The organism is Microcoleus vaginatus FACHB-2002 (genome assembly GCF_040004035.1).
Lineage (GTDB): Bacteria > Cyanobacteriota > Cyanobacteriia > Cyanobacteriales > Microcoleaceae > Microcoleus > Microcoleus vaginatus_C.
This window is the reverse complement of record NZ_JAMPLN010000002.1, coordinates 295,918-308,202: the sequence shown is the minus strand read 5'-3', so window position 1 is coordinate 308,202 and position 12,285 is coordinate 295,918. Positions and strand designations below refer to the sequence as shown.

Here is a 12,285-nt window from a genome sequence, read left to right as displayed (position 1 = left end):
TATCTGAATAACTCATTTATTAACTTCTGACATCTGGCAAAGCATCAAGCCAAACCACTGATTTGGATCTGTCCAAACTTGCACAGGCATTAAACCACGCTGCGAAAGTTCTGCCTTTACAGTATGGAGATTAAACTTGCGGGATATTTCGCTGCGGATAGTTTCTCCCGCTGCAAATTCCACCGTTAAATTGAGAGCGCGCAACTGCACTGTTTGCGCTTTTTTACTTTTTAAGTGCATTTCAATTTGACATTCTTCTTGATTGTAAAAAGCCCAATGCTCGAACTGCGCTAAATCAAAATTTCCCTCATATTTTCGATTTAAATGCCGCAGCATATTCAAGTTAAATGCTGCCGTTACTCCTTGACTGTCATCGTAGGCAGGCTCTAAAATATCTTTAGATTTGTCCAAATCAATTCCCAGCAAAAAATACTCTCCCGGCTGCAATGCACCGACAACTTGCGAGAAGAATAAATCGCATTCTTGAGCGTTGAGATTACCGAGGGTACTGCCTAGAAAGCAAATCATTCGGGTTGGCAACGGCGACGGTGCAATTTTAGCTAAGGCTAATTCGTATGTGCTGACAAGTCCGTGAATCTGGAGCGACGGATAATCTGCCAACAGTTGACAAGCGCTGCTTTCTAGGATAGTAGGACTGATGTCGATCGGCAAATAATGCAGGGGATATTCCAGTTGACTGTAAGCATCAAGGAGAATCCGAGTTTTGGTGGAACTGCCGCTGCCGAGTTCGACGATTTCGCAGGGGCCAGTTAAATTGGCGATCGCCCCCGCGCACTGCTGCAAAATAGCCGTCTCAGTGCGCGTCAAGTAGTATTCCGGCAACTGGCAAATCAACTCGAACAGGTTTGAGCCACGATCGTCGTAGAAATACTTGGGAGGCAGGGATTTGGGGGTTTGAGTCAACCCGCTAACTGCATCGTTGCCAGCATTGATTTCTGCGGGGGTCAGTGCAGCAGCGCTCACCAGTCGCTCTAAGTGCAGCCGGTTTTCCTTCGTTAAGGCTGAGTTTGTCGTGTCGGACAGTCTTGGGGATTTCATAAAGTAATTTTTAGATGCACATATCGGTATAGCACGCAGTCGCGTTGCCAAATATCGCGCTCAAGTCAGATTTTTCATGCGGCTCTGGATTCTGTATTTTCTCACCGGATGGCGATCGCATCCAGAATTAAAACTTAAAATTTATCCACAAAATTTATTAAATACTTAACCAAACTTGTTTTCTTTGAGCTTGTTACATGGAAAAAAGTTGGGCATTTCGCCAACAAAATTTTTCCCCAATTCCCTCTCCAGCCATTTATCTGAGGTTCGTCAAATAAGCTTTATAATGCAAGTATTAAGGAATTTGTTAATCTAAAAAGTCGGATGACTAAATTCCTTAATATGAACAAATTTGATAGTAGTTATAATTACCTGTCGAACTACTTGGCGCAGCGAAAACCAGCAATAATTTGCCGCACTCCCGGATAGTACCAATTGCGAAAACTCGATCGCAGTGCCTGCGGAAAAGTCGCCCAACTCCCGCCTTTCAAAACCCGGTGTTCTCCGTCAAAATAAACTTGAGAATAGCCCCTATAAGGATAACTTTCAAATCCCGGATAGGCGTCAAAGGTTGAAGCAGTCCACTCCCAAACATTGCCTAACATATCGCAGCAACCAGCCGCGCTTGCTCCATTGGGAAAGGCATCAACTGGCGAGGTATTGGCAATATTATTGCCGTGATTGCACAGGCTGCCGTTTGGCGGTTCTTCTCCCCAAGGATAGATGTGATATGTTTGATTTGTGGCATCCCAACTCGCAGCTTTTTCCCATTCGGCTTCCGATGGCAAACGCTTGCCGATAAAGTTGCAGTAAGCTTCGGCTTCGTACCAACTGACACCGCAAACTGGATGGTTGTTGAAAGCTGGATTTTCTGACCAGTAAAGCGGTCGAGAGACGGCTTCGCCTTGCAGCCATTTCCAGCCGTCCGCTGACCACCAATCAGGGTTTTGATAGCCGCCGGATTCCATGAAATCTCGGTATTGACGGCAAGTGACGGGATAGCGATCGATCGAGTATGCTTCTAAATAACACAGGTGGCGCGATCGCTCGTTATCCAAAGCCTCAGCAGCATCGCTTCCCATGTAAAATTCCCCGCCCGGAATTTCAATCGCCCGGGAATCGGTAATTGGTAATTGGTAATCTGCAATTGGTAATCGGTAATTGGAAATTAATCTTCCTTCCTCATTCCCTCTTCCTTCTTCCTTCTTCCCTCTTCCTTCTTCCTTCTTCCTGTGCATTTGCAACACGAAAGCAACTGTTTCGCAGTGCTGGCTTTCGTGCTGAATAATAAACCGCCAGAGACGTTCTTGCTCCTCGATCGGCGCTACTTCCAAATAATCTAACACCTTTTTTCTCACGGCGTCCAGATATAATTCAACTTCAGGTAACGTCGGCAGAAAAACCCGTTGTTTTTTCGGCAAAATATCAGCAGCAAACAGTTGGTGATACTCAGGAAAGACTGGCTTCAACCCAGCACATCGCTGCAACAGCCACAAATCCTCAGTATAAGCAATGTGACCTAAGTGCCAGCCAACTGGACTGAAATCAGGATGAGCTTGACGGCAAAAAGTATCATAATCGATGTCTGCAAATAGCTTGAAAGTGCCGCGGCGACACTGCTGCAAATCGCGATAAATTGCCTCTCTACAAGATTGGATAGATTTGGATATCACGGTCTACTCCGGTACTGATAATGCTCTGGACTGGACACTCGTGCCAATTGCCAGCAAATAAAGGTTCAGAAGCAATGATGACAGAATCCGGGAAATTTAAATCGTCTCGCAGCCAATAGAGGGAAGGAGGGGTTTTTTGGGAAGCAAAGCGAGAGGCAACGAGCTGGTGTCCGTCGCTGATAATTATATTAGCTGAAAATTCTACTTGGTGAAAGTTTGCTAGCTCTGCCAAAGTTTTCAGCGAGTTTTGCAAAGCAGTTTCTAGAGTCAGATTTCCGGCTGTCAATTCATTGACAAACAAGCCGAAGATATGCTCTGAATCTGTAGTGCCGTTAATTGATTGATAAAGGGTATCGCTGAGCCGATCGCGAATTGGTCTGTAAAGAGTTTGCCGAAAATTCTTTACGAAGCCGTTGTGTACGAACAGCAGGCGATCGTTCTGAAACGGCTGACAGTTGCTCAAATCTACAGCTTGTCCTGAAGTTGCACTGCGAACGTATCCGATCGCGCATCCAGATTCAACGTATCGACTGATACTCGGAAGGTTAATGTCGCTCCAAATTGGCTGTACATTTTTATAGGTAAACGGGTCAGTATCGAGGTGCGGGTGATACCAACCAAGACCAAAACCGTCAGCATTGAGTACGCCAGAAGTCATTTCGCGGGGATCGTAACTCTGCACAATTAGGGAATGTTCCGGCTTGTACAGAATAGCATCGAGTAAAATCGGCTCCCCGAGGTAGCCAAGCAAACGGCACATAAAATTTTTGCAGCAATTTGATTAGCATTGTAAGTCATTAGCCGAAAAATTGCCCGATCGCCCATTTTCAGCGCTGGAAGGTTTTTTGTAGCCCGCTGCCAGCATCGCAGTACAAACGATACAGTTAAGGTAGAACCCCTGCAACACAAGGAGACTCTTGAATGTTCTTCGACGAACTCATCCCAATGGCGAAAGAATTGATCGAACAGCCGATCGCCTTCGCGGGCGGATTTTTATCTGGCCTGCTTCGACTCAACCTTCACGAAGATCCCGTTAAAAGCTGGATCGACGAGCAAGCTGGTTCAACTTCCTACACTACTCCCCCAGCCGAACCCACCAACGGTAAAAGCACGGGGCCTCAGTCAATCTCGATCGACTAAGGAAAAGCAGTAACATCCTCCCAACGCCAAACTGATTACAGTTATGGCGTGGGCTTCCAAACTTCATCGTTTGGCTTTTCGCCTTTTTCCCTTACGGGATTTCCACACTTGGCTATACTGAATTTCTCAGTTTCCGCTAGAAAGTCTGCACAGACACTTTCGATTCCCGTATAGCCTTTCTCAGATAGATGAAGTACAATAACAGCCGTGTGTCAACCAGTTTCAAATATCTTGCTTAGAAAGTTGACGGAATGAAAAGTCTATCGCCTTTCCTAATTATTGATAATTTGTTGTGTTGATAAAACTGAAAATAATTTTAAGTTTTGACCATAAAATTTCAGGTTTATCATAAATCGGGCGAAGGCGGCGACAAGTATATTACTTTCGCCCTTTTTCTTGATTACTTTCTTGACTTGTTTTGCCTATTTTTATGGCTATTTTCCATCACTAACCAAGCATTTTTCCATACTTTCGGTACGTTACCGGAGCATAAATCCTCAAATATAATTGTATCATTTTATTTGTTAATTAACTTATATTAAAATTTATTTTTGACGGTTATATGTAGTTTGTGTGAGATATTTTTACAGATTTATTCGTTTTTTTTTCTTGCATTTAAAACTTTTAGGGATATAGTTAAGAAGGAAGTTATTCAATAATTGAATCATTCTTATTTTCAATCGGCGCTTACATTATCAGTTGTTCTCCCTTAATCTTGCAGGGTCGCCTAAATTAGCTACCCGATCAATAGTTTTGGTTTCAGGAGCCTGTTTAAGTGATTTTTTTTTTACAAAATTGAAAGCTCCCAAAAAACAGGGAGCTATGGATTTTTGTGAGATTGTTTCGGGAATAATCAACATCGATAATTTTTTGTATAAAATCAAGATAATAACCTTTCATTGCTAGTAATGTATGATGTTTTCGATGCTTGGCGAACAAAAATGAGGTCAATGGATGTGGGTTCCCCTCCACTTATGGTGAGGCTGTGACTCTTGAGCGAATTAGAGTTCATTTATCTTATATTGTATATTTTACCGTTATGAATACGTCAGCAATATGATACATCATCTGTCTGACAAAGCCTATATCTGTGTACTCCAAACTTAATTATAATCCTACCACTTTTTATAGTGGGCGTCGGCAGGCTTTGTTTGTGTAACGCCAGGTTTTAACCTGTAGACTAAAGGGGTTTATAAAAATGAATTCAGCATCATGACAACCAAAAAGCTAGCGTAACTGCGTCGTCACCCAAAATCGATAGTGACTTTCAGGCTCAGGAGTTACTCATCAATTAATTACTAATTTTAAAAGGTAAAATCTCAAAAGTAAAATCCTAGTAGGTACTTGATCGACCTGAGAAAAGCTATAATATACAAAATCTGTTCATGAGTGCAGCGAGGATAACTGTAGTAGAAGGAAGCAGAAACAGTATGTTGAGAAAAATGAATTTACAAACCAGACTTATCAGTGCATTTCTGATTATGGGACTTTTAGTATTTTTAGTTGCCTGGGTAGGATGGAGATCAACATCTAATCTGAGTCAACACATAGAGACTCTCGGTAAAAATAACTTACCGAGTATTGAAGCTTTATTGAAAATTAACGAGGGACAAACCCAAATTGAGTCATCCGAGAGAGCGCTAATTAATCCGGCACTCAGTCAAGCAGAAAGGCAAGAAGCATTAAACAGAATGGACAAGGCTTGGCAGCAGATTAAAGATGGGTTTAAAGCATACGAAGCCACTCCACGTACCTCAGAGGAAGACTCACTCTATAAACAAATGCTTAAGTATTGGGAGGAGTGGAACCAGGAAGATCAAGAACTCCTGCGAATTAATCAAGAATTTGAAAAAGTGGGAATTTTGAATCCTTTGGCTTTGCAGCTAAACCTAATTAATCAGGGTAAAAGTAAGTCGCCAGAAATGGCAAGAGCTAAGACAGCTAGTAACCTTTTGAATAAACTTAGGCAGCAAGCTAAATTAATTCGATTTAAATTTATTAATTCAGAAAACGCCACTTTAGCAGTGGTTGAAGCCAACCGAAAGCAAGCAGATGACGCTTATGAAACCGCATACAAGGATAGTAAGAATACTCAAGTAGCTGTATTGTTGGGGATGACAGTTGGACCGCTCACAGCGATTATTTTAGGTATAGCTTTAAGCATGGCGATCGCCAAACCTTTAGATAAAGCGCTGAAAGGTATTATTAATATGATTGTCAGTTCTTCTACCGAGATCGCTGCTACAATTGAGCAACAGGAACGTATTGCTGTACAACAAGCTGCTTCTGTTAATCAAACAACTACCACAATGGATGAATTGGGCGCATCATCAAGGCAATCAGCTATGCAAGCCGAATCCGCCCTTGAAAATGCCAGTAATGTCTTAAATATGGCAGCAGAAGGCAGTAAAATAGTAAATAAAACCCAGCAGGGAATGTTGAGTTTGACGGAAAAAGTGGGAGCGATCGCCGATCAAGTTTTACATTTGAGCCAGCAAACCAATCAGATTGCTAATATTACCAATTTAGTCAGCGATTTGGCTAATCAAACTAATATGCTGGCAATTAACGCTACAGTGGAAGCAGTACGTACCGGAGAACAAGGAAAGGGGTTTGGCGTGGTGGCGACGGAAATTCGCAGACTGGCAGATCAAAGCAAAAAATCTTCGGCTCAGATTAATGATTTGATAAACAGTATTAAGAATTCCATTAATAAAACAGTGATGGTAACAGATGAGGGCAAGAAAACTTTAGATAATAGCCTAAAATTGACTGAAGGTACGGCGGATAATTTTAACAATGTTGCCAATGCTATTAACAGTGTTGTTGTGAGCAGTCAGCAAATTTATCTGAATACCAAACAGCAGGCGATCGCTATTGAGCAAGTGGTAGAGGCGATGAATGTTCTGAATAAAGGAGCAACGGAAACTGCCAGCGGTATTACCCAAAGTCGAATTGGTACTCAAACACTTAACAAAGCTGCTTTAAATCTCACATCCTTAGTTTAAATGAGAAAAGTAATATCCTAAACTGGGAATTAAACAGATGGAGAGAAAATCTTCCCAATTCCTCATTTCCAATTTGCAATTCCAAATTTTGCCCAAGGATTGAAGGTCACATCTCCCCGTTTAGGAAAGGGCTGGGGAGATGTGAAGTAGGTTTGCTCAAAGGGCTGTCTAGATGTGTATAGCAATTCTCAAGTTAAGGAGGTACAGATTTAAATTTTAGATTAAAGAATGGCAGAAGTGGGGAATTGGTAATTAACTGCCAAGTACCTCACGAAAGTTGAAAACCGCTATATCAAAGATCGTGGTCTAGAGCAACCTAATATCTTATACCTTGTTACTCGCTTTATTTCCGAAGAGGCTTGGCGATGCGTCGCCCACCTATCACTGATCTGATTAAAATCAAGTATTGTTCAGGGGTGGGATTCCTCGCCACCCCAAAACTCATATCCTGACTCGCCCTGCGGATGAGTGAGGATATGAGTTTTGATTAAGCTAACTATTGCAGCCAGTACCAAGGGTTGGTCAGTGCGGAAAACCCTTTTAGTCAGAGTCGATTGGCCAGTTGTATGCCAGATAGCACTTGACAGTTAAATTAAAAGGTTATTATGTATAGCACAATAAGTTCAGTTCGATCGACATGACTATCTACATTGGAAATCTGTCTTACCGCGCCACCGAAGAAGACCTGAAAGCAGTATTTGCAGAATACGGCACAGTCAAGCGAGTTGTCTTGCCTACCGACAGGGAAACCGGTCGGATGCGCGGTTTTGCATTTGTTGAGATGATGGAGGATGCCCAAGAAGACGCTGCAATTGCCGAATTAGACGGTGCAGAGTGGATGGGACGCCCCTTGCGAGTGAACAAAGCTAAACCGAAAGAAGAGGGAAATCGAGGCGCAGGTATCAAGAGAAACGACGGATATTAGTCTGCGATGCGGCGGTTGACATCCTCTCGAAACCCACCTGATGCACCAGTGCGCCACTAGCGCCGAATTGCAAGCAGCAGTTGATTTTGGGGAGGAAATGTCAAATCCGCTGCACAAAAATATCGCTTCTTTGTAGGCTGCACTGGATTCATAACTTTTTGAGAAAGACAGAATTTATACACGCTAGTCTAGAAACCCGATTTCTGCCGCGATACCTCGCTGCTCAAAGCAAAATTTATCAGGAGAAACCGGGTTGATGAGCGTTAATCTTAGAAAGAGTAAACTCGCCCTTTTTCATCAATATAAACTGACCGGTCTTGCCTAGTGCGGGGATCTGATCGGGTGATGCGAATCGTCACAATGTTTGTCTGCGAGTCAACGTTATAGTCGTATTTCAAAGTTGCGCTTCCTCCTGTGGTATTAATCGGAATATTGGCAATGTCGCCGGTGCGATTGCTGATACGAACAATGATGTTTTTGCTGGTTCCGACGGGCAAGGATGACAAGCTGGCACCTGATTGACCGTATTCTAGGTTTAATCCAGTTTCATTTAACAGTCTGAGGGTAATGTTGCGAGTATTGTCAACCTGCGCTTGAGGTTGCCAGAAGCCGGGTTTTTTGCCACCGTCAGTTGCAGGTTGAGATAATGCTGGGTGAGGATGCAGAAAGGCCAGGGCGGCAAGTATTGCTGCGGTTGCAGTAATTTTTGATTTCACGGTTTGTACCTCCGGGTCAAGAATTGGTGATATTTCTATCCTAGCTTTAAAATCGGATTTTTTGATAGCGGAAGAAGGAAGTTCGGCAACGGATTATTTAACGGATGTAACGGATGTAATGGATGTAACGGATGTCAGGAAGAAGGAAGAAGGAAGAGGGAAAAAGGAAGAAGGAAGAGGGAAGAAGGAAGAAGGAAGAGGGAAGAAGGAAGAGGGAAGAAGGAAGAGGGAAGAAGGAAGAAGGAAGAGGGAAGAAGGAAGAGGGAAGAAGGAAGAGGGAAGAAGGAAGAAGCAATAAAAGGAATAAAAGCAAGGGTTTGAGAAATTAAGAATTTCCTAACCGTCAGGGCGGTTGCTATATCTACTCAGAAACCGGGTTTCTGTAGTTGTTAATATTCCGGGACGCACGGGTTGTCTAGAAATCCGATTTCTGAGCGGGTGGCTGCTTGCCAAAGCTATGATTTAGAGTAGAAACCGGATTTCTGGGGTCAAGTGCGTCCGGAAGTGGTTAATTGTTAATTATCGATCGAGCTGCTTCTAGCAGCAGGCGCTGTTCGGCGCGGACGATCGCCCTGCTAGTTTGTTCTGCAGTATCGACATTGACCGAAATAGACGAAATTCCCCACCGCACGAAGGATTCAACTGTATCGGGATATAATGCGGGAGCGTCGCCGCAGATTGAGCAAGGAATGCCGGCGGCCCTCGCCTCTTTGATTAATTGTTCGATCGCCCTCATCACTGCTCGATCGCGCCCGTTGAAAGCACCTGCTACCTGGTCGGAGTTGCGGTGACTGCCTAACAGAAATTGGGTTAAATCGTTGGTGCCGATAGAAATTCCTTGAACTCCCGCTTTTACGTAATCTGGTAATAAAAATAACACCGAAGGAACTTCCGCCATAATCCACAGTTGAAATTCGGGCGATCGGTTTTTCCAAACTGTTTCTAAGCGCTGGCGGCAGTAGATAAACTCCTCAACAGAGCGCACGAAAGGCAAAATTAAATTAACATTTGTATGGCCTGACTCGCAGACTTTTTGAAGTACGCACAGTTCCCAATCAAATAATTCCGGTTCAAAGGTATAACTGAAACTGCCGTGGGCGCCTGACTCGCGTAAATCGAGCGATCGATAAAATATTGGCCGCGGCGAAACGGCAGCAGCAAATAAGCTGAGGCAATCTGCCATGCGATCGACAAATTCCGATTGGCGGCCGTCTTGTAGCCAAACTTTGGGGTTTTGACAGTCCAAAGCTTCTAATGCCATTAATTCCGATCGCAGCAATCCGATGCCGTCTATTGGCAGATTTTTGAGGCGGTCGATCGAACTTGTTTGGCTGACATTAACTAGCACTTGAGTCGCCGTTGGTGGGCCCCAAACATATTGAGTAGACTCAGATTGTCGAGATTTAGGGGCGGAATTGGACGATCGATCAGAGGTAGAAGATTGGTGCTTGGCTATTGACATTTTCGCTGCTGTACTGTATTTATCTGCCTTTTTTGCTGTGTCCCGAAGTCGGCCGCTGTCTCCTGTCTCGATCGCATCCTGTTGGGCGAGGGCAAAAACTTCTCCGCTGTCGCCGTCTACCAACACGGAATCGCCCGAGGCGATCGCCCGCGTGGCCCCTGCCACTCCCACAACGGCGGGAATCCCCAATTCTCTCGCTAAAATGGCGCCGTGGCAGGTCATGCCTCCTTGTTCCGCCACCACCCCAGCAGCAACCTTCAGCCAAGGCAGCCAATTCGGATCGATTGTCGGGGCTACCAAAATGCCTCCGGCTAAGAATTCCGCGTTTTCGGGGTGGGAATTAGTCATAACTTGGGCAATTGCTTCGGCTTTTCCTGATGCTGCTCCCACACCTCTAAGTATCGCAGGAGTTCGGGCTGGGGCGATCGAGTTTGGCTGCGGGAGGGCGATCGAGTTTTCCTCTAGTGGCGCGACTTTTTCCGCTTTCACAAGACGAACTTGAGTGAAATAAAACTGCTGTTCGCCGCTGTTTGCTGTCTGGTTTAGCGTCCACTCTAAAATTAAATCTGAGTCAAATTCTACGCTCGCTTTTTTACTCAATTCAATGATTTCTTGCAGTTGCGATTCCTCTAAAACATATTCTGTTTGTGCTTCCTCTCCCAGCGCTAAAACTTGCACGCAACAATCAGCAAAATCAGGAATTATAAATGGAGAATCGGAAATTGGGAAAGCAGCAAACTTGCCCAGCCGCAGTTTTTTTTTCGGTTCACCATCGCCGACTTTGACATTGTAGGCTAATGTTTTGTAACCGATCCGCTGGAATTTAACCGCGCTTGTTTCTGGCTGCACTTGATAGTAATCGGGGATGGTTTCTCCCCTAGCGAGGGACAATCCCAAACCGCTGGTGGCTTGGATTTCCCACTGTGCGCCCGCCTTTGTTTTCACCTCGCCTGCGGCAATGGCTTCTTGAAGTGGCTGCACCAAAACTGCGGGATTGATTTGCTGTACCCGCAGGCCGCACCGCTGCCAGTAAAATAGACTTCGGGCTCTGAACATTTCTGCCCAAGCTCGTTTGAGTCCGTCCCCAATGGCTTCGGGTTCTGCCCGTACTGCCTGAGATTCCAGAATGCCGACTGTTTTCGGGTTCCAGGAAGTCAGGGAAGGGCGAAAAATTAAGGCTGTGGAGTTTAAGTTTGACTTTGAGTTGAGTTGAGAAACCGCAGACTCTAGGGTGGAGAGCAGTGAATCTGGCAGTTTGCTGGCGAGGATTTGGTGGCGGATGCTGCGGGCGATCGATTGCAGTTGTCTGGGTTCATCGACATTCAAGTGCAGGGAAGAGTGTGGCCAGTCAGCAAACAGCGGTTCTAGGCACTCGATCGACTCTAAAAACTCCCAAAATGTTTGAGCCGGCACGACAAAACCCGGTACAACAGGATGATTTTTCTGGAGCAAACAGCTCAAGTAAAATGCTTTTTCTCCCACTGCATCTCGGTCTGAAGGTTGAATTTTGTCTAACCAGTAGAGGTTTTTCACGCTGCGAGCCTGTCGGTGGAAACTGATTGAATTTGAGAGTTTTTCCCATTAATCACTTACTACAATTTTAGGATGAACAAGCGACAATGGACGGGATTAGTCAAATCTTTTCTCAATCTATTTCTTAAGTCTAACTGTCCTCTTTGTCAGCGGCCGGCCGCCGGAGAGTTTTGTCCGTACTGTCACAAGCAACTTCAGCGATGTCAGTTAACCGATCCAGGTCGATTTTGGCATTCAGAACAGCGTGTTTTTGTCTGGGGTGAGTATGGCGGGGCTCTCAAACGGGCGATCGCAGCTTTGAAATATGACGGCAATCCGCAATTAGCCAAACCTCTAGGCGGCTGGCTGGCGGAAGCTTGGCTGAGTTTTCCCGAATTAGCTACAGACAATTTAACAGTTGTACCGATTCCCATGCACAAAGAAAAGGTCAAGGAGCGCGGTTTTAACCAAGCAGAACTGTTGGCTGAAAGTTTTTGCGAGCTGACTGGTTTGCCTTTGCAGCGGCACGGTTTGGAGCGGGTGAAAAATACTCAAGCTTTATTCGCTCTGACGCCACAGCAGCGCCAAGCGGAAATGAAAAATGCTTTAAGTTTGGGGAAAGATTTTCGTCGTCGCCTTCCGCGCGATCGAGTGCTGTTAGTTGATGATATTTACACTAGCGGTACTACGGTTAAGTCGGCAATTAAAATATTGGAACAGTCAGGAATTTCGGTTTATGGAACAGTGGCACTTGCAACTCCGAATAAGAGCGATCGGTAGGCTATTTTGT

The 12,285-nt window shown here is 44.7% G+C and carries 10 protein-coding genes; 5 read left to right on the top strand and 5 right to left on the bottom strand.

The genetic code is table 11. The features are described 5' to 3' along the window. Positions 1–12: 12 nt before the first annotated feature. From egtD to egtC, 3 genes are all read right to left on the bottom strand, one after another. On the bottom strand, positions 13–1,059 hold the full coding sequence (gene egtD, locus NDI35_RS02875) for an L-histidine N(alpha)-methyltransferase (protein ID WP_445311408.1): 1,047 nt from the start codon (positions 1,057–1,059) through the stop codon (positions 13–15). Between the two features lie 380 nt (positions 1,060–1,439). Continuing rightward, positions 1,440–2,732: an ergothioneine biosynthesis protein EgtB gene (egtB, locus tag NDI35_RS02870; RefSeq protein ID WP_445311407.1), complete on the bottom strand. Its 1,293-nt coding sequence runs from the start codon at positions 2,730–2,732 to the stop codon at positions 1,440–1,442. After that, the gene (egtC, locus tag NDI35_RS02865; RefSeq protein ID WP_445311406.1) at positions 2,704–3,492 is read right to left on the bottom strand and encodes an ergothioneine biosynthesis protein EgtC; all 789 of its coding nucleotides are present in this window, start codon (positions 3,490–3,492) and stop codon (positions 2,704–2,706) included. Before egtC ends, egtB begins: the two co-directional genes overlap by 29 nt. Before the next feature lie 161 nt (positions 3,493–3,653). Here egtC and NDI35_RS02860 point away from each other — a divergent pair, with 161 nt between their 5' ends. From NDI35_RS02860 to rbp, 3 genes are all read left to right on the top strand, one after another. Then, positions 3,654–3,872: a ssl0294 family protein gene (locus NDI35_RS02860; protein ID WP_333151292.1), complete on the top strand. Its 219-nt coding sequence runs from the start codon at positions 3,654–3,656 to the stop codon at positions 3,870–3,872. Positions 3,873–5,314: 1,442 nt separating this feature from the next. Further along, positions 5,315–6,880: a HAMP domain-containing methyl-accepting chemotaxis protein gene (locus tag NDI35_RS02855; protein WP_445311405.1), complete on the top strand. Its 1,566-nt coding sequence runs from the start codon at positions 5,315–5,317 to the stop codon at positions 6,878–6,880. Positions 6,881–7,517: 637 nt separating this feature from the next. Continuing rightward, positions 7,518–7,805: an RNA-binding regulator gene (gene rbp / locus NDI35_RS02850; RefSeq protein WP_015179076.1), complete on the top strand. Its 288-nt coding sequence runs from the start codon at positions 7,518–7,520 to the stop codon at positions 7,803–7,805. Positions 7,806–8,074: 269 nt separating this feature from the next. Here the strand turns inward: rbp and NDI35_RS02845 are convergent, their stop codons facing one another. Continuing rightward, complete coding sequence (locus NDI35_RS02845) at positions 8,075–8,521, bottom strand: hypothetical protein (protein WP_445311404.1); 447 nt, start codon at positions 8,519–8,521, stop codon at positions 8,075–8,077. A gap of 61 nt (positions 8,522–8,582) precedes the next feature. Here NDI35_RS02845 and NDI35_RS02840 point away from each other — a divergent pair, with 61 nt between their 5' ends. After that, positions 8,583–8,819, top strand: a complete 237-nt coding sequence (locus NDI35_RS02840) for a hypothetical protein (protein ID WP_445311403.1) — start codon at positions 8,583–8,585, stop codon at positions 8,817–8,819. A 210-nt stretch (positions 8,820–9,029) separates the two neighbouring features. Here NDI35_RS02840 and NDI35_RS02835 read toward each other — a convergent pair whose 3' ends face one another. Beyond that, a complete protein-coding gene (locus tag NDI35_RS02835; protein WP_445311402.1) occupies positions 9,030–11,516 on the bottom strand; it encodes a putative PEP-binding protein in 2,487 nt (828 codons plus the stop codon). A 72-nt stretch (positions 11,517–11,588) separates the two neighbouring features. Between NDI35_RS02835 and NDI35_RS02830 the strand changes: the two genes are divergently transcribed. Further along, entirely contained in the window at positions 11,589–12,275 is a 687-nt protein-coding gene (locus NDI35_RS02830; RefSeq protein ID WP_445311401.1) for a ComF family protein, read from the top strand. Positions 12,276–12,285: the final 10 nt, after the last annotated feature.